The sequence below is a fragment of the Novosphingobium sp. PASSN1 genome (assembly GCF_002278815.1).
In genome coordinates this window covers 55,843-79,033 of record NZ_NKIS01000012.1, presented here as the reverse complement: position 1 = coordinate 79,033, position 23,191 = coordinate 55,843, and the positions used below count along the sequence as shown (strand labels likewise).

Here is a 23,191-nt window from a genome sequence, read left to right as displayed (position 1 = left end):
TTGCTGCCCTACCACCCCGCCAGCCACGCCAGGGCGCGGGCGATCAGCTTGTTGTATTCGATGAACAGCGTTTTCATGCTGGGGCGCGAAGGGACCGCATCGGGCAGGATCGCCACATCGCCGGGCGCGGCCATCGTCAGATCGAACACCGCGCGGCGCATGTGCCAATCGGTCGTGACGAGACGCACCGACGTGAGGTGCTCCGCTGCAATCCAGCGCGCCGCTTCCAGCCCGTTGGAGCGGGTGTCGATCGATTCGAAGCCCAGCGTGACGCAGCACGCCATCAGTTCGGGCGAAACCTCGTATTCAGCGGCAAATTCCCCCGGCTTCACTTCGCTGGCGACGCCCGCCACCAGCAGCTTGCGGGCCTGCCCGGCGCGCAACACTTCCAGCGCGCGGGGGATCCGCCCGCTGGCCCCGGTCAGCGCGATGACGCCGTCGGTCTTCTGCTGTCCGGCAGGGCGGGGCAGGGCCATGGCGAACCACAGGAAGCCGAGCACCCAGCCAAGCATCACCGCAGCGCCGATGCGGCGAAACAGGCCGGGCGGTTTGCGCAAGCGGGCCATGTCAGAGCATCCGCCGCAGCGCGGCTAGCACGGTCACGCGCGCGGTAACCACCGCCAGAGCTACCCCTGCAAGCGGGATGGCCGCGATCATCAGCCAGTCCTGCCAGTGCAGCACCGCGCCCGAAACCATGCCCGAACCGAGCGCGGCAAACTGATTTGCCAGCGTGGCGATGGTGATGCCGCCCAGCAGCAGGCCCGCCAGCCCGCCCGCCGCCGCATCGAACGCCATCGAACGCTGGAACACCCGCGCGATCTGCCGGTCGGTGCCGCCCAGCATATGCACGATCTCGATCGCTTCACGGTGATTGCCCAGCGCATTGCGCGAAGCGAGCAGCACGGCGGAAATCGTCGCCATCGCAAGCAGTGCGATCAGGCCGCCTGCCAGCCACTGCAACGTGCCGATCGCGGCGAACACCGGTGCCAGCCATCCCGCCTGCGCATCGACCCGCGCCGATGGCGCCACGGGCCTGACAATCGCCCGCAGCCGCGCCAGCTTCTCTGCCGTTGCCGGGCCTTTCAGCCGCACGTCGATCAGGGCCGGGATCGGCAGCGCCTCGACATCGTCGCCCGGCCGAGTGCCGAGCCACGGCTCGACCAGTGTGTTGAGTTCTTCCTGCGCCACCTGCCGCACTTCGGCGACTTCGGGCGCGGTCTTCAGCGCCGCGAGCACTGCGTCCGCTTGGCGGAGCCGTTCGGTTGGTGCCGCAGTCACGATCTGCACCGTCACGCCGCCTTCAAGGTCGGCGCTGGCGGTGCGCGCGGCATTGCGCAGAGCCAGGCCGCTGGCGGCGGCCACTACCGTGAGCGAAATCATGATCGCGATGACCCACGGCATCGGCCCGGAAAGCTGGGCCTCGGGCAGCAGGCGCGGATCGCTCGTGGCGCCGCCGCCGCGCCAGCGATCGAACAAGGAGGACAGGAAACCCATCGTCTGGCCAGCTCAGCGCGGCAGCGGAGGCGCGCCAGCGCCCCCGGTTGCGCTTGAACCCATCGCCGGGCGGCGCGGCGGATAGCGCAGCGCGCCCGTGGGATCGCTCAGCCGCCCCTTGTCGAGCCGCATGATCAGCGATTCCGGCACCTTGCGGATGAGGTGCACATCGTGAGTCGCGACGACGACCGTGGTCCCCAGCCGGTTGAGGCTTTCGAACAGGCGCAGCAGCTTGAGCGCCATTTCCGGATCGACGTTGCCGGTCGGCTCGTCCGCCACCAGCATGTCGGGCCGGGCAATCACCGCGCGCGCGATGGCGACGCGCTGCTGCTCTCCGCCCGAAAGCGTGGCGGGGCGGGCGTGCTGCCGGTCGCCCAGTCCCACCCAATCGAGCATCTCGCCCACGGGCCGCGCGATATCCTTCTCGCTCACCCCGGCCACGCGCAGCGGCAGCGCCACGTTGTCGAACGCGGAGAGGTGGCTGACCAACCGGAAATCCTGAAACACCACGCCGATGCGGCGGCGGAAGCCCGGCAGGCGTTCGCGCGGCAGGGTGATCGCATCGGTGCCGAACAGCCGGATCAACCCGCGCGAGGGGCGCTGCGCCAGATAGAGCAGCTTGAGCAGGCTGGTCTTGCCCGCGCCGCTCGCGCCCGTCAGGAAGTAGAAGCAGCCCGGATAGAGCGTGAACGAGACGTCGGCCAGGATCTCCTTGTCCGTTCCGTAGCGCAGCCCGACATTGTCGAACTGGACGATTTCGGCTTCAGGCTGGCTCATGTCAGGCGGTGCAGTCCCGAGGGTTGGTGGCGTGCGCGTGGGGGCACGCGCTGCTTCGGGGCGGCTATACGGCGCAATCGATGTGGAAAAAAGGCCGGGTGAGCACTTCTCCCCGCCTGACCCTATTGTTTCCCTGTGTCTGCCCATGCTTAAGCCAGCGTATGATCATCGCGTGCCCAGCCTGCTCGACGCGCTACGTCGTCCCTGACAGCGCGATAGGTGTGGAAGGGCGCACCGTCCGGTGTGCCAAGTGCCGGCACAGCTGGTTCCAACACGGTGCCGCATTGCCCGAGCGGGAGGAGCCGGCTCCGACCCCGCCAACTCCGGCTTCTGCGCCGCCGCCCCCGCCGCCGCCCGCAGCAACTCCGCCTGCGCCGCCACCCCCGGAGCCTGCGGAACCTGAACCCGATCTCACGGCAGAACCCGCCGACCAGGTGCCCGAGCCGCCCGTCGTGCCGCGCCCGGTGGTTCGTCCTGCCACCCGATCGGCGGATGAGGCGTTCGAGGACACGGCTTCGAGCTTCGATCACCAGCCGCCGTTCCGGCCGCGCCGCAATACGGCGAAACTCTGGACCATCGCAGGCATCACCTTTGCGCTGCTCGTCGCCGTGCTCGTCGCGCTGGCGGCGTGGCTTGGTCTGCCCCGGTGGCTGCCTGCCGCGCACGCCACGTTCGGCGCGGGCAATCCTGATCTGGCGCTGTCCTTTCCCTCCGAACGGCAGGATCGCCGTACTTTGCCCAATGGCACCGAGTATTTCGGTGCCAGCGGCACGGTCACCAATGTCGGCAAGCAGCCGCAGGACGTCCCGCCGATCCTGATCGTGCTGCGCGATGCCAAGGACAAGGTGGTCTACACCTGGGATGTCACCCCGCCGCGCGAAATGCTGAAGCCCGGCGAGAGCGTGACGATCAACGAAGCCGTCACCGATGTGCCCAAAAGCGCGAAGGTCGCGGAAATCGGCTGGAAGCCGGAGTAAAAAAACACCGCTTGGTTGTTGCGCGGTGCGGGGTCCTTTGCTAGTGGCCCGCCTCTACCCCGGCAGGGTGGCCTTTTTTGAAAGGGCTGGGCCTTGTTTCGATGTGCGGTCGTGGCGGAATTGGTAGACGCGCAACGTTGAGGTCGTTGTGGGCGAAAGCCCGTGGAAGTTCGAGTCTTCTCGACCGCACCATTCTCTCTGACAATCGAAATGGATTTTGCCTTCGGGCATCCGCTGCGGCGTGGCTGGCGCAGCTTCGCGGGATTGGTGCGCCTTATCGGGGGCAGGCTCGTTGCCCGTCTTGCTTAACTACCATCCGGCATTCGTCACATTTGGGCTTACGGGCATCATGCGGCTCAATCCGGTGCGAATCCCATCTCGATTGCTGGCGCCCAGCTTGGCCCGGATGCGCTTGGAATATTCGCGCATGGTCGCCTCGGTCACGCCCACCGCGCTGGCAATTTCCTGATTTTCGAGTTCGGAACACATCAAATAGGCCACGCGCCGTTCGCTGGGGGAAAGCGGGGCCCGCGCCACATTGTGCAACCGGAGGATGTTGATGGGCAGGTAGCGCTGGAGTGAAAGTACAATCGTCTGACCGTCGTCCATGGCATGGGCGGCGACCCGCATCGTGCACCAGGGTGTGCTGATGTCATCGGCAGCGGGCGGGCTGAACGGGGCTGAGGCAACTTTCGCGAGCCGATCGATCACGGCCTGCGCCGCTTGAGGTACGCGTTCGGCCGTGATCGGAACTTTGCAATCGCTGCTGTTGAGTTGATGCAGGAAGAGACCGGCGGCCGGGCACTTGCTCAGGATGCGGCCTTGCGGATCGACGATAGCCGTGGCGACAATCCCTTCGGCATAGACCTGGTTCGGCCCTATTCCTGCTTCGGGAGCGCGCATCGCATGGAGAAAGTGCGGTCGCAGTGCCAGGACGGCGTCGATTTCACGCTGGCGGAACGGCGCGCTGAACGGTTCGCGGTTGATGGTCAGCAAGGCCACCGGGCGGTTGCGGTCCTTCAGCAGAAAATCCATGTTGTTGCCGATATTGTATGGCCGGAACAATTCGTTCTTCATGACCGAGCGGTCCCAGCCATCGAGCGCGGTGAATTGCCACCAATTGCCGTATTCAAGCGGCGCGTTCACCAGCTTGGCAAAGGAAGGCTGGCCCGTCGCCTCCAGCAAGGGCGTTTGCATCATGAACGCATCGAGCGCCTCCGGGATGGGGTGGCGCTCATAAAGATCGACCGGCTGGCCGTTTTCTCCCAGCCAGACAAACGTGTTGACCGACGAAGGGATGATGAACTGCAGCGCATCGACCATCGCCGGGATGGCCTGCCGTGGCGGCAGACCCAAAGAAGCCATGTGCTGAATGTGCAGTATCGCGGCAGAGTGGCGCAAGATCCCTCGATCAGTTTGGCGTCCATGGCCCGCAGTTCGCGGGTCCGACGCTGGGTCGTGCGGCCTCGGGGCATTTATGTCCTACCCGGGGGACAGTTACAACCGCTCAAACATCCTACTCTTCAGACGCGCGCGTGCCGAAATCTGCCCACTTGGCAAGGTTGGTGGCGCGCCGATGAATTGGAGAATCGGCTGTGGCAACTGCACTCACCCCTCGTCAGTCGAGCGCAACCCAGCAGAGCTACACATTCGACTCAGGCGGTGGAACGGTGGCTGCCAGTACGGTCCCGCAATTGCCCAAGGGCAAAGACACCATCACACTTCTGGATTTCAAATTCGATTTCAACGAGTTCCCGCTGCTGTACGATGCAATTGATGCATTGCCAGGCTTTTCGAAAAGCACGTATAATTCGGTCGATACGAACGGAAAGCCGATCACGGTTCCGCAAATCCATTTTGAATCGCCCAGCGTGGCGGGCTACCAGGCCACGGCTGACTTCCGCGTCGATCTCGCTGCCAAAATTGCGCTCGATTACAACCTTGATCTCGGCCAGTTCACGTTCAACGCGGTGGCCGTTTCGGCCCTGCGGCTGCAAGACCGCGATCCGGTGGATGGCACGCAGCCAGCGAACGATCCCGACGCGGATCTCTACACCAATCTCACGATCGATACGGCCCTTTCAGGGATAACCGTATCGGCCAAGAGCAATGCTGCGACGACCGACAGTACGGCCAAACTCAACGTCGATATCGTTGCCAATGTCGGCGCGTTCAATGCAGGTTTTCTTGGCGATCTGCTAAGCCTCAGCGGCAACTACAGCACCTCGATCGATCTGTTCAAGGGTCGCCCCGGCGACACTGCGGCCTCTTTCACGACCGACTTGCTCAAGGGCTTTATCAACGTCCCCTCGCTGCCCTCCACGCTCAACGCGCAGGCTGGCGGCACCGGGCAGGCACTGTTTGCGCCCTCGTCCGATACCGAGGATGGCCCGATTTTCGCCAATCTCACGTTCGATCCGATCCCGCTGATTCCGGGCCTTGGCCCCATCAACAAGGGCGCGTTCTATCCGATACGGACCCCGCTGCTCGATGTGGGCGTGGAATGGAAGCTGATCACACTGGATTTCGGGGCGAACCTGTCGCTTCGCCAGAGCATCGATGTGTCGATCAAGTCGGTCAATGTCGCGATCGAGGTTGATGAAAAGAACTTCGATACGAACGATCACAAGCTGGTCCGCGATGGCTCAGGCAACATCACTGGCAATGGCACTGCGCTCACCGGGAAGCTGGGCGACAAGTTCAACGTGAACTTCTCGACCGGCGATCAGCAGAACACCCAGATCACCGAGACCTATTTCATCACGGCGCACGTCAAGACGAACATTTCACTGATACCAACGCTGTCGCTCGATTTGCGGCTGATGGATTTTGCGCTGATCATCAATCCGATCCTGATTGATCAGCTCAAGTATGATTTCAATCTGTTCAACCATCGCTTTGATTTCGAGATCGGCGCGATCAAGCTGGTGGAGGATGGTTTTGACGTGACCTTCCGCCCGGTCAGCGTGAAGACGCAAGTCGATACCCATCTGCGCGTGGATGGCACGGAGTTCGATGATCGGGACAGCCCCACCAATGAAGCCGACGTCGGCGCCGATGGGGTGTGGCACAAGGCGCTGTTTCTGGCCGGCAATCAGCCCGATGTGGATGGTCTGGCTGGCGACGACATCATCAAGGGCCAGAACATCGACAGCGTGCTGGCTGGCGGGGCGGGCAACGATACCATCAATGGCGGCACGCAGCAGGACGTGATTGATGGCGGCGATGGGGCTGACTACATTCGCGGAGGCTTCGGCAACGATACCATCTATACTGGCAAGGGCATCGTTGGCACATCCGAGCGCGTCTATGGCGATGGTGGCAACGACAGCATCTATGTCAGCGCCTGGCAGGGCAATATCGATGGCGGCACCGGCGATGACATCATTCGCGTCATCGTTGGCAGCGGCGGTTCGCAGTTCATTTCCGGCGGGGCCGGCAATGATCGCCTTGATCTCGATTATTCGATCTACCAGCACGGCATTACGCTGGATCTATCCGGCGGATTGACCGGGCAGAATTTCACCAAATACGCGCTCAAAGTGCTCGCCAATTCCACGTACCAGTCAATCGAGGCCGTCAATGTCACCGGCGGTTCGCGCTTCACGGATGTGCTGACCGGCGGCGTTCTGGGAGAAACCCTGAATGGCGGCGGCGGCAGCGATACGATTTCGGGCAATGACGGCAATGATGTCATCGATGGCGGGGCGGATGCCGACACACTGCGCGGCGGTGCGGGCGGTGATCAGATCAAAGGCGGCGGCGGTGCCGACAAGATCGACGGCGGTGCGGACAACGATACGATCCTCGCCGGCGATGGGGACGACACCATCACCGCAGGCACGGGCGCAGACCAGGTTCAGGGCGGCAATGGCAACGACACCATCACCGATGCCGGTTCGAATGACGGACTGCGCGACTTCTTCTATGGGCAGGACGGCGATGACACGTTGAGAGCGGGCGTCGGCGACGACAGGCTCGTTGGCGGCAATGGCAACGATACCCTGTTCGACCGGGGCAACGTTGCGAAGATGTGGGGCGATGAAGGCCGCGATACCTTCTATGTGACCGGAGCCAGCACCGCCACGGGCGGCAATGGTTCGGATACCTATCGCATCGGGCTTTCGGCTGTGTTTGGCGGGATACCCTTCGTCCGGACAGTGGGGGCAAAGATCGTTGATGGCGTGGCGGATCAGGAAGTGCCCGGCGTGGTCTTCAGCCCTTTGTCCAATGACCGGATCATCGCCATCGGGGTGACCGCCTCGGCTGTAATCGACCTCCCGGCGGGCTATAAGTTCACGCAATTCGAGCCAGTCGTGTTCGGCAATTCGGGCACGCTGATCTATGGCGATGGCGCGGTTGCCGCCACCTACACCGGGATCGAGAGCTTTGATCTCACCGGTACGGACGATTCTGAAAGCTGGTTCATCGCGGCCCCCTCTGTGGGCGATGGGGCGAGCGGCGAGAGCACGGTGCTGCGCGGCATGGGCGGCGACGATTTCCTCGACGCGGGAACCGACGGGGTCGGCGATATTCTCGATGGTGGCAGCGGCGATGATACGATTGTCGGCCATGCCGGACAGTCGCTCGACGGCGGCACCGGTTTCGATGTGCTGTACTGGCAGTCTCCATCACGCACCGATCAGGTGATCAATCTCGGCAATGAGGAAACCGGGCTTGCGGGGCACGGCACGGGCAATACCCCGATCCTGAACTTCGAGCGGTTGATCATGCTGGGGGGCGTTGGCGTCGGCCTTGGCAACGACAGCATCTCCGGCGGCATTGGCGATGACATCATCATTGGCGGGCGCGGGGACGACTATCTTTCGGGCGGTAGCGGCAATGATCGCATCACCTCCGGCGCAGGCGGATCGCAAATCTACGGCGAAGCCGGCGATGATTACATCCTTGCGACGGACTACGTCAAAGTTCCCGAAAGCGAGCTGACCTTCAAGGTGCCCATCAACCGCACCGGAACGATGTTCGAGACCAGACACATTCCCTATGATTTCATCAGCGGCGGAACGGGCGACGACACGATCTATGCCAGCAATACGGCGGATCAAGTCGATGGCGGAGCGGGCAACGACACCATCACCATTCTCAACGGCGGCTATCGCGGCGCGGTCGTTTCGGAAATTCGGGGCGGGCTGGGTAACGATACCATCGTGGGCAGCGATGAAGCCGAAGTGATCCTCGGCGGCCCGGAGCCCAAGGACCGTACCGGATTGCCCGCGTTTCTGGGGGCGGACGACGACAACCTTCAGGGCCTCGGCGGCGATGACACCCTGTCCGGCGCGGATGGCAACGATATCCTCGATGGCGGCGCGGGGAATGACAGGCTGAAAGGCGGACGCGGCAACGACACCCTAACCGGCGGTGAGGGTAACGATCTGATCGATGGCAGCAGCGGCGCCGACAAGGTCACTTATGCTACCGCGCTCGCCGGTGTCAGGGTGAACCTCGCCATCGCAGACGCTCAGCAGACGGTTGGCGCAGGCACGGACACGTTGATCAGCATCGAGAATGTTACAGGATCGGCGTTCGATGACAGGTTGACCGGAAACGATGGCAACAACACGCTGGACGGCCTTGGCGGGCTTGACCGGATGGCTGGCGGATTGGGCAATGACACCTACGTCGTCGACAACAGCGCCGATCTCGTGTTCGAATCAATAGGGGCGGGCAACGACAAGGTCTTCGCCTCGGCCAGTTGGAACCTCGCGGGCCAGTCCATCGAGACGCTTGAACTGACCGGCACAGCGGGCATCACGGCAACCGGCAATCAATTCGCCAACAGCTTGATCGGCAATTCCGGCAACAACACTCTCACCGGGCTCGGTGGGAATGACCTCCTTGATGGTGGTGCGGGCGATGACACGCTGGATGGCGGCGGGGATATCGATACCGCCAGCTATGCCAACGCTGCCAGCGGCGTCACGGTCAGTCTTGCCCTTGCCGGAGCGCAAGTCACCGGCGGGGCCGGAACGGATACGCTGATCGGAATCGAGAACCTCACCGGCTCGGCCTTCAGCGATAGTTTGACCGGCAATGGCGATAGCAACATCCTGGATGGTCGCGGCGGTATCGACAGCATGGCTGGCGGCTTTGGCGATGACATCTACTACGTCGACAACACCAGCGATGCCGTTGCCGAAGTTGGCAGGCAGGGCACGGACAAAGTCTTCGCCTCGGCCAGCTGGAGCATCTCGGGCCAGTCCATTGAAACGCTCGAGCTGATCGGCACGGCCAACATCGCCGCCACGGGCGATTCGCTTTCCAACACCTTGCTCGGCAATTCCGGCAAAAACCTGCTCACAGGTATGGCCGGAAACGACTTTCTCGATGGCGGCGCAGGCGATGATACGCTGGATGGCGGCGGGGATATCGACACCGCAAGCTATGCACGCGCGGCCAGCGGCGTCACGGTCAGCCTGGCGCTGGCGGGGGCACAGGCCACCGGCGGGGCTGGCATGGATACGCTGGTCAGCATCGAATACCTGACCGGCTCTGCATTCGCCGACACGCTGACGGGCAATGCCGCCAGCAACGTTCTCGACGGCCTTGGCGGCATCGACACCATGGCCGGTGGCAGTGGGGACGACACCTACTATGTCGACAATTCGGGCGATATCGTGATCGAAAATCTCAGGTCGGGCACGGATACGGTGCTTGCCTCGACCAGCTATACCCTGACCGGCGGGTTCATCGAACAGCTTGGCCTGACCGGCACCGCCAACATCAATGCCACCGGCGATGTCGGGTCGAACACCTTGGCTGGCAATACGGGCAACAACCTGCTGACCGGTGGCGGCGGCTTTGACACGCTCCTTGGCGGCGCAGGTGCCGACCGGCTTGATGGCGGTGAAGACGACGACCTGCTCGTCGGCGGCTCTGGTGTCGATACGCTCACCGGCGGAAACGGGGCCGACCGGTTCCAGTTCGGCCCGGCCATCGCTGCCGACGCGGACCGGGTGACCGACTTTGAAGCTGGCAACGACAAGCTGGTTTTCGCGGCAGCTGACTACGGCCAACCGATCGGCGATTTTGACATCCAGTCCTTCACAGAAGGCAGCAGCGCGGTCGGTTCACAAGCACAATTTGTCTACAACAGCGCGGCCCGCACGCTGTCGTGGGACGCCGATGGCGATGGTGCGGGAAGCGCCGTGCTGATCGCCACGTTCGATACCGCGGTGGCGCTTAGCAGCTATGATATCGTGATGGTCTGATCGGCATGGCTTGAAAGGCTGGCGAACACGAATCTGCGATGGCGGCAAAGGCGTGCGGTTCTCCAGGTGCTTCGAACCATCCATCCGAAGCAGCCCGTGCTGCCGTGTTAGCGATTGCTGGCAGAATACCGCCGGTTCATGGCGCATGATCGCGATGCTGGGTTGCAGGAAATAATCGCTGGCACCGTTTGCCGCGAACGGCATCAAATCCAGTTTGCCCTCAGCATGGCGGTCCGCGAACACCTTTGCTGCCCATGAGTTTCCGGCAGGTCAGACCAGTTCGCGCCGGTCAAATTGCCGGGTCTTGCACCTCACCGGTACAAACAGATCCCTCGTCCGCCCATCGTGCGAGCAGCAGGCCGGCACGTTGAATTGCGGCCTCCTGCCCCAGTTCTTGCTCGAGCGCGGCGCAAACAGCGGTGAACGCCATGGGCGCTCGAATCAAACGCTCAAAAATGGCGGCCTCATCACTGTCCAAAATACGAAAACATGGCACCCATCCGCTGCGCCAGACAAGGATATGGACTGGACTTGCTGTCGTGCATCCGTCCGTCCGGGGGGGCAGGCGGGCTGGCGCCGACCAGATTGCTTCGGCCTTGCTGTGATGCACCAGCAGCTGCGCTCCGGCGGCAGGGGAAAGCTCCGCTTGCTCCCAATCCAGCTGCGTGAACATGGCGCGGGTCAGAGGAGCAAGATCGGCCGCAGTCTGGACCGCATCCAGTGCGTGCTCCAGCCGGACAAGTTCCGCGGTGACTGCATCATCGGGACACAGATCAGCGATATTGGTGGCAAAGCTTGCGGCATAGGCATCCAGCGTCCAGCTGGTGGGCGGCTGCGCCATGATATGCTGGCGCGCGGCGGCGTAGAAGCGCTCATCTCCCAGCCATTCCAGCGTCTTGGGGTAAACCTCCGCCAGGCATTGCAGCAGCTGCAGTCGATAAGTGTTGAGATAGACGTCAAGCCCGGGCCTTGCGCTCTCGCCAAAGCGGTCTGCATGGGCCGGATCGCCGGTCTGCAGCCAATCAGTCATGGCGTTCTGGATTGCGGAGAGGTTCATAGCGCGTTGACCCGCTGCGCCCGCGCCGCCCGCCCCCGTGCCACATCCAGTTCGCCGAGTAGTTCGTTCAGCGCAGGGATGGCATCGTCACGCTCGATCATCACCGCGGCGCGCTGATTTGTCCGCCGGATCGCGGCTTCGAAGAGGTCCCAAACCGGATCGCAAACTGCGCGGTCGTGGGTATCGATCAGCAGGGCTTCACCTTCGCTGTGCCCGGCGAGATGGATCTGGTGCACATGGGCCATGGGGAATTGGGCAATGTACTCGGCCGGATCGAAGCCCAGATTGCGGGCGCTGACATAGACGTTGTTGATATCGAGCAGCAGGCCGCATCCGCTGCGCTGGCATAGCGCCGCAAGAAAGGCCCATTCCGGCATCTCGGATTGGGCAAAACCCAGATAGGCCGAAGGGTTTTCGAGCAGGATCTGACGCCCGAGCACCGACTGCGCCTGCGCTACATGACGCGCGACGAGGTCCAGCGCTTCGGACGTGCAGGGCAGCGGCAGAAGATCGTGCGAACTGAAGCCCGGCACCCGGGTCCAGCACAAGTGGTCGGACACGAACAGCGGATCGATCTCGTCCGCCAGCGCGCGGAGCCGGTGCAGGTAATCGAGATCGAGGCCGGTGGCGGAGCCGACGGATAGCGACACCCCGTGCAGCGCAACCGGATAGTGCTCGCGGACCGCGCGAAGGGTCGCCAGCGGTTTCCCACCGGCGACCATGAAGTTTTCCGAGATCACTTCCGCGAAATCGACGGGCACATGGCCGGCCACGAAATCGCTGTAGTGCGGATGGCGCATGCCGAGGCCAAACTGCGTCATCGGCAGAGCTTCACGCCAAGCCCGCCCCCTCGATCACTTCGACGCTGGCGGGGTGGTTTTGCCGCCTTCCTTCGTACACGTGCCCTTGGCTACGTACTTCCATTCGGACGGAGCCATGTCTGATTTTGACTGCCCGGCGCAGCTGTGCATGCCATTCGCATCCGCGCAGTCGTTTTGCCCGGCCTTGGCAACGCCATAGCACTTTTCCTTGCCACCTGCCGCATGTGCCGCAGGCGTACTGGCGGCCATGCCGAGTGCGACGAGGACGGCTGCCGCTGCGACGGTTGCTGGCTTGTTCGTTTTCATTTTTGGTCTGCTCCTTTGGTGTTCAATGTGCGCAGGCTAGATTGCGCCCTTGGGCGCTGTGGTGGTTCCGCCAGCCTTCGCGCATGTGCCCTGTGCCACATACTTCCACTCGGTCCGGCACTCGGTCCGGTCATAGTCCTTTTTTGGCCTGGCCGGCGCAAAAGTGAATCCTCGTCACGCTCGCGCAATCGTTCTGCCCGGCCGTCGATATACCGAAGCATTTGTCCTTGGGCGCATCGGCAGCGTGGGCCGGTGCAGCCGCAAGGCTGAGTGCAAGGGCGACAGCGACGGCAGCTGCCGCTCACGATGTACCGGATAAGTTCGTCATTGGCTTTCCGTCACGTGGTAGAAGTGCTGCGGTCGCTGTTGCTACTCAAGGCTTGCCGGTTCGGGGCTGCTATGGCGTCAGGCCGAGTTTGTGCGCAGACGCAGAACCACGTTCTTGCTCGGGTTTGCGGGATCCGGGCCGAAGGTCACTTCGACGATGTAGTTGTGCAGCGTCCCAAGAACCTTGTACTGCGCGGTGCCTTGCACCATGCTGTCGACCGAGAAATAGCCCCACTTGTCAGTAGAGCAAGTCGGGTTGTCATGCACGCCCGGCTGCGTCGTGATTGCGACATGGGTGCCGTCGATCGGCGAGGTGAAATCTGACAGGCCGGTTACCGACGAAGCGATGTTGGCAATGCCCTTGATGGGATAATCACCCATGGCAACGCAATTGATGTTACCGTTGATGGAGCTGGGGCTGAAATAGACCCGTACCGAACCGCCCGGTGCACTCACTTCGTCCCGGATTTCGAAATCAAAGCCGTCCTGGTTGGCTTTCAGGCTCGTCGCGCCTTCGGTGTAATTTGCGACTATCGCCAAAGCTGGTGTCGATGACAGCGCAATGGCCACCGCCGCCGCGGCAAAAACGTTTCGCTTCATTGGGTTTCCTTGCAAATGTGCGCCGCCAATGGCGGGTATATTTCCAATGGTGGGGCTGGATAGCCTCGCCACTTCAGGCCACTAGCTTGCGGTTCAACCATCTGAAATCCCTTGTTCATGGGAGTGGCAACCACAAGTTCCCGGCTGTAGGGCTTACGGATGAACGCACCGGACGCCGCCTTGCGGGGCGAGCACAAGATCCTGATCATCGAGGATGACGAACCTATCCGGGAACGGCTGGTTCAGGCGATGTTGGTCCACGAAAATTGCTGCGTGGCAGAGGCTGGGACACTGCACGAGGCACGGGCTGCCTTTGCCGCGCAGAAGCCCGATCTGATCCTCTCGGACCTGCGCTTGCCCGATGGCAATGCCATCGCCTTTCTGGTCGAAGCGCGGCGCGCAGCGCCCGCTACCGAAATCCTGGTGATTTCGGTGCTGGGTGACGAGACCACGATCTTTGCGGCAATATCTGCGGGGGCTTCGGGATACCTGCTGAAAGATGCCTTGCCAGCAGACATCTATGCCACCGCGATGGACGTCCTTGCCGGCGGTTCGCCGATGTCGCCGTCCGTTGCTCGTTTGGTCGTGATGCATGCGCGGGCGAACCAGTCTGGCAGGCAGCCGGGCGCGCAGACGGGCGCCGCCATCGACCTCTCCGATCCGCTCACCCCGCGCGAGATGGAGGTGCTGTGGGGCATCGCCAAGGGCTTCAGCTACAGCCAGATCGCCCTGCAATTGGGCATTTCGGCGAACACCGTGCCCAGCCATGTCAAGGCCATCTACCGCAAGCTGCGCGTCGATAATCGCAGTTCTGCAGTCTACGAGGCCGTTCAACACGGCATCATCCGCCTGTAATGCGCAAAGCGCCGGTCATGACGCGCACCGTCGGCGCCGGTGTGATGATTGCTGCGGCGGTCGCACTCGCCATTTTGCTCGCGATGCTGATGTTCGCCCAGACTGCCGATTTCGGTGAACTGGGCAGTCTGGATGCGCTGACTTGCCAGACCCTGCCAGTCCGCCCAGCCACCACCCGAAGCGACCCGCAGGTTTACCATTGCCGTGCTGATATCGCGGGATCTTATGCCCCTGCTGATCTTGCCCTGCTGGCTCCCGTGTTTCGCGATTCCCTCGTCGTCGCCGCCAACGGCGTGACCGTCGGTCAGGCGCGGCTCAACCAGTGGCAGATGCCCGGCCGCCTCGCGACCCTCCCCGCCATGATCGCCATCCCGCGCAGCTTGCTTCGCCCCGGCCGCAACCGGATCGATATAGCGGTAACGGGGCTGGCCGGCCGCACCCCCAGCCTTGGCAGACTGTATGTCGGCCGCGAAGCCGAAGTCATCCGCAAGTTCCGGCAGCTGTGGTTCGTCGCAGAAGTGCTCCCCACACTGATCCTCGGGGGGCAGGCGGCTCTGGCGCTGATGTGCGTCACGATCTGGAACCGCCGCCGCCGGGAAGCCGCGTTCGGCTGGTTCGCGCTTGTGCTATGCTTTGATACCCTGCGCGGATCGCCGATCATTCCGGCCCTTGGCGTCGATGCACCGAGCATCTCCTACTGGAGCCTGCTGGTCCCGTTCAGTTCAGCCGCTTATCTGATGTTTGCAAGGGCGCTTGCGGGCGCGCCGTTCCGAGGGCGAAGCTGGCTGCCGTGGAGCGGCCCGGTCCTCGTTGCCGCAGCTGCCGCGTTTGCGACGCCCGTGGTTGCAACCCGTTTCCTGATGCCGATCGGGATCATGATCATAGGCGGCAATCTTCTGGCTGCCGCAGTCGTGCTGGCAGGCGGTTGGCGGCGCGGTGTGCCGGGCGCGCGGCTGGTATGCTTGTGCACCATACTGTTCATGGCGCTCGTCGCGCACGATGTGCTCCTGCTGCTGCAGGTGATCGAAGGGCAGATCGCGATTGCCCGGCCTGGCCTGCTGGTGCTGCTGATTGCCATGATCACCCTGATGATCAATCGCTTCACCGGGGCGATGGCGGAGTTGGACCGGACCGCTGATACCTTGCGCATTCGCACCGCCGAGATCGAGGCCCAGCTGCGCCGCGCCGACCTCAAGCTGAGGCAGCAGCGCGAAATGACCATCCTTGCGCAAGAACGCGCGCGGCTGATGCGTGATCTGCATGATGGGCTGGGTGGAGACATGGTCGCCGTGCTGGCGCTGGCGGAGCGCAGCGATGGCGCAGGGCCGGAGATTGCCTTTCACGCCCGCGCCGCACTTGCCGATATGCGGCTGATCATTGCCTCGCTTGAGGATTATGGCGGCGATCTGGCGATGGCACTGGGCGCGTGGAAGGAGCGGGCAGAACCGCAAATCGTGGCCGCCGGTATGATCCTGCACTGGCAGATCGGGGATCTTGGTGACACGCTGCAATTTGGCCCGGCACAGGTTCTGGATATCCTGCGCATCTTGCAGGAGGCGCTGACCAACGTGATCCATCATGCGCGCGCTGCCAGTATTACCGTCGGCGCTTTTCTGCTGGCCGATGGCCTTGCGCTCACGTTCGCTGATGACGGAGATGGGCTTGCCGGTAGCTCCCGTGTCGGAAGGGGCCTTGCCAACATGCGCAGCCGGGCCAACGTGCTGGGGGGTGAACTGGAAATCACCTCCACAAGCGCGGGGACGTCGATCGTGCTGCACGTGCCGCTGGTGCAGACGCGCTAAACCACGCCCCGCCAGCTTCACATTGGCCAGCATCCCATTGGCCAGCATCCCATGTTCAGGGGATGGCCCAAGGGACATCTCTCGATCTACCGGGAGCCCTTTGCGGGCATGACGGGCAAACCATGATACGGCACTCCATACCCTCGGCGACTTGCGCGGCGATGATCCTTGCGCTGGCGCTGCCCGGTTGCGCGCCGGTCCGAATGCAGAGCGGCCTGAGGGCGATTGGCCGGCCAGCCGAAGCGGATGTCTTTGGCAGCGCCCGGCACAATCCGCTGTCCGCCGCCGCGCACTATGAGACAGCGATGGGCTTCGTCGCCGGACCTTCGGTCACGCGCGGCGATCTTGAAATGGCGCTGAGCGGTTTCCAGACCTCGGCACGATTGGCCCCGGACTTGTGGGAGCCACTCGCCGGTGCGGCCCTCGTCTCCTACCACATGGGCAACTTCCGCGCTGCGCTGGATCTGATGGGGCAGGCGATCGAGCGGCGCGGCGAAGCAGGGCCGCTGGCGGTGCCTTTCGCCTTGCTGGCCTACCGTGCGGGCGAACCCGAACTGGCCCGGTCCGCCTTGAACCACGCGGGCCATCCGCCGAGCAAGAACTCAGCCGGGCTGCAGTTTCTGGAAGCCGCATTCGCCGGATCCGGCTGGCGGCCGCTCCCGAGCCTGCCTGCCGCTCAGAAGCCGGGACCGCAGACGCAAATGCCGCCCACTGGCGAAAGCAGCGCAAAAACCGGTGCAACCGATGGCGGGCCGGGTGTGGTCATCGAGGCCTATCTCATCCGGGAAACGCGCCAATCCACCGGGGGCCGCGGCCTCAACCTGCTTGACGGGCTTGCCATCCAGTTTGGCGGAACCCTGCTCAACTACAGTTATGATCTGGCGGCAGGTGGGGCCGATACACGCACCGGCAATCTCACGATCACCGCGCCGGCCATCAACTACTCGCTCAACCTGGCCTCCAACGCTCGATCACACGTCACGCTGGAAGCCAGTCCGCTGGTCCTGGCCCGTGAAGGGCATAAATCGAAGTTTCTGGAAGGCGGATCGGTGATGATTGTCCCGCTGTCCGATCACACGCAGCCGGTCGAGCGCGACATTGGCGTTACGCTCGAAGTCACCCCTCAGCGGATCGGTGCAACAGATGTCGATCTGGATGTCGTCCTCGAAATGTCTAACATCACCGGGCAGTCAGTGGTCAGTGCCGGGCGCGGAGCCAGCCTGCTTAAAACCGACAAGACACACGTCGAAGTGTCCGCTCGGGTGCCCTACGGCAAGGCGATCGTGGTGGGCTCGGGTGATTCCCTGAACCGCCGCAGCAGCGACAACCGCTCGGTTGCGCCGATTGAATTGCCCGGCCTTTCGCGCCGTGATTTGTCTGTCGGGCGCCGCGATGTGCTGGTGGTGCTCACGGTACGCGCAATTGATGGCCAGAATCCGGCCACCCATACCGCCGATGAATGGAACCAGATACTGTTCGGCCTGCCGCTACCGCCGTTCACCCAATATGGTCGTCGCCCTTCCGAAACGCCGGCTCCCTTGATGGGCGATGTGCTGCCACTTCGGCTTTACTGAACTCTACCCAGTCAGAGCGAACTGCGATGAGCCGACGGCAGAAATTCGGTGTTCTCAGCGATCGCCACATGCTCGCCTTTGCCCAGTCACCCGGCATCGGCTTCCATCACGCCAGCTTCATGGTGCGGGAGCCCGACGAAATCGGCCGTGCCGGGCGGTGGCTTGTAGACAAGACCGGCAAGGGCGATCGGGGCTTCGGACGCCACACCGGGGGCTCCAATTTCTTGGGATCCCTAGGGGGCGTGGTTTGAGTACTGCTGCGACATGGACTGAATCGACGACTACGAGGCCTGGATCCCGCCTAACAACAATCCGTGACATAGGCCGCGACACGGCGTAAAGGGCCGCGATGTCGGTGCAGCTACGCCGCCACGCCGGTTGAGCTCTCGGGCGTGGGCGTTGCTCGCCACCAGATGCATCCCGGCGGTTTGCGATCCCATCGCATGGAAAAGCAAGCGCCCCCTTCGGAGACAACCCCGTTTATGGCAGGTTACAAGGAACCCGGGCTCGAGGCCCGGCGCGCGGCGGCAGCGTCTGCGCGAGAACAGGCACTCGCAAAACTCAAGGCACGAGCCCCGCTTGATCCTGCCGTGCAGGCCGAACGCGTTGCCGCGGCTGAGGCGCGTGAAAAAATACAGGCTGAAAAGCGCGCGTTGCTCGCCGCGAAAAAGGCGCAGGAACTTGCCGAGAAGGCTGAGCGCGCTGCCAAGGTAGCGCCTGCTCTTACCGAAGCGGAGCGCAAGGCGGCTCGGGACGCAAAGTATGCGGCCCGCAAGGCACGCAAGAAGTAGCGCTTGCAGCATCCTGCCAACGCCAAAGGCATATCCGCTTTGAATGTCGGCGAGCACCTCGTCGACACCGCTTTCGTTCCGGATGGGAGCAGGCTCCGCCTCATCCGCAGTGGTACTGATTTCGCGATCCTTCTCGATGACAACGAATTGATGAGCACCGACCTCTCGGCCTCGGAAGGTGTGCTCGCCAGCGTGGTGTGCGCAGAACTCCGCGGCCGGGACCCGGTTCACATGCTCATCGGCGGCTACGGCATGGGTTACACGCTGAGATCCGCCCTCCGGGTGCTCGGAGCCGATGCCGAAGTGACCGTCGCGGAAATCGTGCCGAAGATCGTCGAGTGGGCGAAAGGGCCGATGGCGTGCATCACCGATGGGTGTCTTGATGACCCGCGCGTGCAACTGGTGCAGGACGACGTTGCCTTTCTGATTGAATCCGCGTTGCAGGGGTACGATTGCATCCTGCTCGACGTCGACAACGGGCCGGAAGGCCTTACGCGCCGGGCGAACGATTGGCTCTATTCCCGAGAAGGCGTAGCGGCCGCGCGGTCTGCCTTGAAGGAGGGCGGAATACTCGGCGTCTGGTCTGCATCTCACGACGACAGATTTGCCGGAGCACTCGCCCGCAGCGGCTTTGCGGTCACGGTCATAGAGACCGATCGGGGCCCGAGCTCGTCCTCGACAGAGCAATGCGATCAGCATGTGATCATCATGGCACTAAAGCGCAGTTGACCCATGGCGCTTGCCGGCCAGACCCGGTCATTCAGATCAGCCAGGGCGAACGACTGCTGCCGACAGAACCTTGCGCATGAACGCCGCGAAGTAGACTGTCGCAGCGCGCGTCAACATGGGCCATTCTGCAGTCTCGGGAATGCCCGTAAAATTCGGCGAGCCGACCCGGCAGCAGCCCCTCACCGCTCTGCGTTATCCCGGCCCGTCTGGGCTTGCCGACTGTCTACCGGCCAGAATAGCACCGCGAAGACCTGCAGCGTGAGCAGAACAACCGCGCTACCATAATAGACCCACCGGATCGCCTCCCTGGCGGTTTCGGTAACGCCCCCGGCAACATACCCGCTGGCACCCAGCGTATAGGCAAACCCTGCTGTGCCGAGGGCCATGCCAACCTTGGTGGCAAGGCTGATCCCGGACGACAGCAACCCCTCGTGCCGCACGCCGTATTTCCGCTCGTTGTAGTCCACGGTTTCGGCAATCATCGTGAAGGCCGCGACAATCGTGACGGACGTGGCGAGGCACGCGGCCAGATAGATCAGGATGAATAGCGGCAAGCTGTCTTCAGCCAGCGGAAGAACCGCAAACAGCACAGCCGCAAGGCTCAGTACGCCGACACAGCCGCTGCGGATACCAGCCCTGGCGAACAACGGCGGCGCGACGAACGAGGGCAGCAGGAGCATGCCTGAAACCGCTGGCAGCATCACGCCGAAGCGCACGAAATAGGTGAGGCAGAAGCCGAAGCAGACCAGCCAGGCGCGGTTGCGCAGCATCTCGCTCACCGCTGGCAGCACCGCGAACTGCGGGTTGGCCCCGTCCTCGATCCGTTCGCGGCAATTGCGGAACAGCGCGGCCGTGCAAACCAGCCCGATCCCCGCAAACAGCACGGCCACGGCCATGAAGCCGCGCTGCTGGTCGCTGCCGCCGAAGAGGCCCACCAGCGGCATCGTCGCGGCCGTGCCAAGCACGACCGATACGGATGTGCCGACCGAGCGCATGCCCGAAAGCTTGAGCCGCTCGCCGGTGTCCTCAGTCATCATCGGCATCAGCGCGGTATAGGGGATCGACTGAAGCGACAGCAGGATACCGAGCGCCTTGAAGGTGACGAAGGCGTAAACCAGCTGGGCGTTCTGCCCCCAGGCTGGCACGTTGAACAGCAGCACTGTCACCAGCGCATACGGAATGGCGGTGAACAGGAAATAGGGCCGGGTGCGGCCAAAGCGGGTGCGGGTCTTGTCCACCGCGATGCCCACGATCATGGCGATCACCGCATCGAGCAGCCGCGCCACCAGAAACACCGTGCCCACCGCCGCTGGCGGCAAGTGGACCACATCGGTATAGTAGAACAGCAGGAACGCGCTTGCCATGTTGCAGGCAAGGCTGGTGCCCATGTCGCCGAAGCCATAGCTCATCCGTTCGATCAGTGTGAGGTGTCTTGCGGCCATGACGCTCTCCCCGGTGCCCCCCACTGTCGTCTACAGCGCGGGCCTCCTGATGAGCCGATCCGAATAACGTATCGGGCGCGCAGCCGATCCGCAGCCCCTTGCGCGCGGCGATGGCGAGCAGTTCGCGGCCCTGCGCCGCCGTGGCGGCTATCGGCTTTTCGGAATAGAGGTGCTTGCCCGCCTCCAGGATCGCTTTGCCGGTTTCGAAATGCGCCGCAATCGGGGTGAGGTTGACTACTACATCGATGGCGGGATCAGCCAGCATTGCGGCGAATTCCACCGCAGCAATGCCATACCGCTCGGCCACCGCCCGCGCGCTGGCCATCCCGCGCGACGAGCAGGAGATCAGCTGCAACTGCGGCCATGCCTGAAGGGCCATGAAATAGGGCGGCGCAATCGCCCCCGTGCCGAGCACGCCAACGCCAAGTGGGCGAGTCTGAGCCGTGATGCCGGACATGGTTGCTTCCCTTCGATCAGTCGTAGATCGGGCGCAGCACAGTATCGAGGTGATACCGGGTGAGCGCCATCGAGGCGAGCTGATCGGGCGATCCATCGTATTCGATCGACATCCAGCCCTTGAACTCGTGCTTCTTGAGCAGGCGGTAGAGCCCCGGAAGATCAAGCTCGCCTTCGCCCGGTTCCCAGAACCAGCGACGCCCGTCGTCGGCGATTTCCGGATCCTGCGCATAGCGCACGCTATCGGGCTGCCTGGCCGAGGCGGTGTCCTTCAAGTGGAAGGTGCTGATGCGGTCGTGATAGTCTTCGTAGAACGTCAGCAGGTCTTCGCCCAGAATCGCGATCTGCGCGGTATCGATGCAATAGTGGACCAGCTTCGGATCGGTCGATTCGATCAGCTCGCGGTGGTTGGGCAGGTTGATCGCGCAGAAGAATTCGTTGTGCAGGCCGATCTTCACGCCGTGGTCGGTGGCGTAGCGGCCGATCTCGTTCATCACCTTGGCGCAGTTCTGCACTTCCTCGCGGCTGAGCGGGCCGGTGCCGAAGTAGTTCTGCGTCGGGCAGGTGTTCATGTAGGTGCCGCCGAACTTGACGATGGTATCCACCGCCTCGCGGCCCGAACGCACGGCTTCATCGAAATGGTCCGCCGCGTGCGAAGCGTGCGCGCCGTGGAACATGCCGATGACTTCAACGCCGCGCTCCCTGGCAAATGCGGTGAAGGCCTCGGGCGAGCCGAACAGGGGGAGAATGTCGGCCAGATCCCACGGCGCGATCTCGATGCCGTGAAAACCCAGCGCGGACTGATATTTCAGGATGCGGTCCCAGTCCGAATAGTAGGCCGTATTGGTCCGGTCCTCATAGTAGAATTCGCGGAAATTGGGGATCTGTCGATAGGGGATCGACTTCCAGTGGCACATGTTGGCGTAGCGGATGTTGGGCATGGTCAGGGGTCCGTCCGGCTCAATTCTGGATGCGCGCAAGCAGCGCGCGGGTGCGCAGCAGGGCGCGGAAAGGATCGCGCGTCTGGCGGGCGCTGACGGTCACCGGACCGGCATAGCCAAGCGTGGTCAGCAAGGCGGCGATGCCGGGAAGATCGACCGAACCGGTGCCGGGATCGCGGAAAACCTGCGTGGCGCGGGTTTCGGGAAACTCGGGGTTGGCGGTTTTCCAGATGTCCTGCGTATCGACGAAATCCGTGTCGGTGAGGTGGACGCAGCCGATGCGGGCGATATTGGCGGTGAGGAACTCCGCCGGATTGAGCCCCGCGACGTGCAGGCTGGCCGTGTCGCAGTCCAGCTTCACGGTTTCGGGCAGCGCGTCCAGCAGCGGCAGGATGCGCGCGCCGCGAAACAGGCTCCAGTATTCATGGCGCAGCACGAGCGTAACGCCGAGGTCCTGCGCCTTTGCGGCGAGCCCGGTGAGCAAGTCCACCGTGCGGCTGGTGAACACATCCAGCTTGCTCTCCAGATCGGGGTGATGGTGCGCGGCGCGGCCGTAGAAGGGCGATGGGCTGATCGCGAAGTAGTCTGCCCCCAGATCAGCCGCATGGGCCAGCGCCTCACCGGCAAAGTGGCCGGACGCACCGAAGAAGAAATCGAGATTGTCGCCCCGCATGAACAGGTTGGGATCGAAGGTCACGCCGCTGACCCGCTCGATCCCGCTCGTGGCTAGCTTCTCGCGGTAGGCTGCGGCGCTGCCGTACTTCGTGTTCACGCAGTAGCGGTTCATCGGCACGCCGCTGCGCCCGCCGAATTGCCACACCAGCTCATAGGGAATCTCGATGGCGCGAAAGCCCGATGTGGCCAGCAGCGGATAAAGTTCTTCCCAGAAATACCGGCTTTCGAACCGGTTGCGGTTCGGTTCCTGATAGTGGCGATTGATCAGATCGAGGCTGATCGCGATCTCGTTGCTATTCATGGGAAAAGTCCATTCCGTGGGGCCGCCGCGCCTTGCA

Annotated in this window: 18 protein-coding genes, 1 tRNA gene and 3 pseudogenes; 9 read left to right on the top strand and 13 right to left on the bottom strand. The window is 63.2% G+C overall.

Annotated elements, in window-relative coordinates; all coding sequences use genetic code 11:
• Positions 1–8: 8 nt before the first annotated feature.
• From CFE35_RS18090 to ftsE, 3 genes are read right to left on the bottom strand one after another with little or no spacing between them, the layout of a single operon-like run.
• Entirely contained in the window at positions 9–566 is a 558-nt protein-coding gene (locus CFE35_RS18090; RefSeq protein ID WP_292932733.1) for a YdcF family protein, read from the bottom strand.
• A 1-nt stretch (position 567) separates the two neighbouring features.
• Complete coding sequence (locus tag CFE35_RS18085; RefSeq protein ID WP_292932732.1) at positions 568–1,494, bottom strand: cell division protein; 927 nt, start codon at positions 1,492–1,494, stop codon at positions 568–570.
• A gap of 12 nt (positions 1,495–1,506) precedes the next feature.
• Complete coding sequence (ftsE, locus tag CFE35_RS18080) at positions 1,507–2,271, bottom strand: cell division ATP-binding protein FtsE (RefSeq protein ID WP_292932731.1); 765 nt, start codon at positions 2,269–2,271, stop codon at positions 1,507–1,509.
• A gap of 80 nt (positions 2,272–2,351) precedes the next feature.
• Here ftsE and CFE35_RS22550 point away from each other — a divergent pair.
• From CFE35_RS22550 to CFE35_RS18070, 3 genes and pseudogenes are all read left to right on the top strand, one after another.
• Positions 2,352–2,528 (top strand): annotated as a pseudogene (locus tag CFE35_RS22550) (MJ0042-type zinc finger domain-containing protein); the annotation flags it as partial.
• Between the two features lie 177 nt (positions 2,529–2,705).
• Positions 2,706–3,248: an FxLYD domain-containing protein gene (locus CFE35_RS18075; RefSeq protein WP_366557163.1), complete on the top strand. Its 543-nt coding sequence runs from the start codon at positions 2,706–2,708 to the stop codon at positions 3,246–3,248.
• Between the two features lie 105 nt (positions 3,249–3,353).
• Positions 3,354–3,440 (top strand) — tRNA-Leu (locus CFE35_RS18070).
• 117 nt (positions 3,441–3,557) lie between these two features.
• On the opposite strand, the gene CFE35_RS18065 is transcribed toward CFE35_RS18070, so the two are convergent.
• Positions 3,558–4,649: a helix-turn-helix transcriptional regulator gene (locus CFE35_RS18065; RefSeq protein WP_292932728.1), complete on the bottom strand. Its 1,092-nt coding sequence runs from the start codon at positions 4,647–4,649 to the stop codon at positions 3,558–3,560.
• 269 nt (positions 4,650–4,918) lie between these two features.
• Here CFE35_RS18065 and CFE35_RS18060 point away from each other — a divergent pair, with 269 nt between their 5' ends.
• Positions 4,919–10,477, top strand: a complete 5,559-nt coding sequence (locus tag CFE35_RS18060; RefSeq protein WP_292932727.1) for a calcium-binding protein — start codon at positions 4,919–4,921, stop codon at positions 10,475–10,477.
• A 289-nt stretch (positions 10,478–10,766) separates the two neighbouring features.
• Here the strand turns inward: CFE35_RS18060 and CFE35_RS18055 are convergent, their stop codons facing one another.
• The 5 genes and pseudogenes from CFE35_RS18055 to CFE35_RS18035 form a co-directional block, all read right to left on the bottom strand.
• Positions 10,767–11,534, bottom strand: coding sequence for a DNA-binding domain-containing protein (locus CFE35_RS18055; protein ID WP_292932726.1), 768 nt, complete (start codon positions 11,532–11,534; stop codon positions 10,767–10,769).
• The gene (locus tag CFE35_RS18050; protein WP_292932725.1) at positions 11,531–12,355 is read right to left on the bottom strand and encodes a DUF692 domain-containing protein; all 825 of its coding nucleotides are present in this window, start codon (positions 12,353–12,355) and stop codon (positions 11,531–11,533) included. Before CFE35_RS18050 ends, CFE35_RS18055 begins: the two co-directional genes overlap by 4 nt.
• 33 nt (positions 12,356–12,388) lie before the next feature.
• Positions 12,389–12,661, bottom strand: a complete 273-nt coding sequence (locus CFE35_RS18045; RefSeq protein ID WP_292932724.1) for a DUF2282 domain-containing protein — start codon at positions 12,659–12,661, stop codon at positions 12,389–12,391.
• Positions 12,662–12,791: 130 nt separating this feature from the next.
• Positions 12,792–12,878, bottom strand: a pseudogene (locus tag CFE35_RS18040) (DUF2282 domain-containing protein); the annotation flags it as partial.
• A 188-nt stretch (positions 12,879–13,066) separates the two neighbouring features.
• Positions 13,067–13,588: a hypothetical protein gene (locus CFE35_RS18035; RefSeq protein WP_292932723.1), complete on the bottom strand. Its 522-nt coding sequence runs from the start codon at positions 13,586–13,588 to the stop codon at positions 13,067–13,069.
• Positions 13,589–13,747: 159 nt separating this feature from the next.
• On the opposite strand from CFE35_RS18035, the gene CFE35_RS18030 reads away from it, so the two are divergent.
• The 5 genes from CFE35_RS18030 (at position 13,748) to CFE35_RS18010 (ending at position 19,339) form a co-directional block, all read left to right on the top strand.
• Positions 13,748–14,443 (top strand): response regulator transcription factor, encoded by a 696-nt coding sequence (locus tag CFE35_RS18030; protein ID WP_292932721.1) that lies wholly within the window; start codon positions 13,748–13,750, stop codon positions 14,441–14,443.
• Positions 14,444–14,460: 17 nt separating this feature from the next.
• A complete protein-coding gene (locus tag CFE35_RS18025) occupies positions 14,461–16,245 on the top strand; it encodes an ATP-binding protein (protein WP_292932720.1) in 1,785 nt (594 codons plus the stop codon).
• A gap of 203 nt (positions 16,246–16,448) precedes the next feature.
• The gene (locus CFE35_RS18020; RefSeq protein ID WP_292932719.1) at positions 16,449–17,819 is read left to right on the top strand and encodes a hypothetical protein; all 1,371 of its coding nucleotides are present in this window, start codon (positions 16,449–16,451) and stop codon (positions 17,817–17,819) included.
• Between the two features lie 482 nt (positions 17,820–18,301).
• Positions 18,302–18,610, top strand: coding sequence for a DUF6481 family protein (locus CFE35_RS18015; protein WP_292932850.1), 309 nt, complete (start codon positions 18,302–18,304; stop codon positions 18,608–18,610).
• A gap of 3 nt (positions 18,611–18,613) precedes the next feature.
• Positions 18,614–19,339 carry a spermidine synthase gene (locus CFE35_RS18010; protein WP_292932718.1) on the top strand — a complete coding sequence of 242 codons (726 nt, stop codon included), beginning with the start codon at positions 18,614–18,616 and terminating at the stop codon, positions 19,337–19,339.
• Between the two features lie 179 nt (positions 19,340–19,518).
• Here CFE35_RS18010 and CFE35_RS18005 read toward each other — a convergent pair whose 3' ends face one another.
• From CFE35_RS18005 to CFE35_RS17990, 4 genes and pseudogenes are all read right to left on the bottom strand, one after another.
• Complete coding sequence (locus CFE35_RS18005) at positions 19,519–20,781, bottom strand: MFS transporter (protein ID WP_292932717.1); 1,263 nt, start codon at positions 20,779–20,781, stop codon at positions 19,519–19,521.
• Positions 20,782–20,926: 145 nt separating this feature from the next.
• A pseudogene (locus tag CFE35_RS22545) lies at positions 20,927–21,160 on the bottom strand (Gfo/Idh/MocA family oxidoreductase); the annotation flags it as partial.
• A gap of 94 nt (positions 21,161–21,254) precedes the next feature.
• Positions 21,255–22,178 (bottom strand): sugar phosphate isomerase/epimerase, encoded by a 924-nt coding sequence (locus CFE35_RS17995; protein ID WP_292932714.1) that lies wholly within the window; start codon positions 22,176–22,178, stop codon positions 21,255–21,257.
• A gap of 19 nt (positions 22,179–22,197) precedes the next feature.
• Positions 22,198–23,154 (bottom strand): sugar phosphate isomerase/epimerase, encoded by a 957-nt coding sequence (locus CFE35_RS17990; RefSeq protein ID WP_292932712.1) that lies wholly within the window; start codon positions 23,152–23,154, stop codon positions 22,198–22,200.
• Positions 23,155–23,191: the final 37 nt, after the last annotated feature.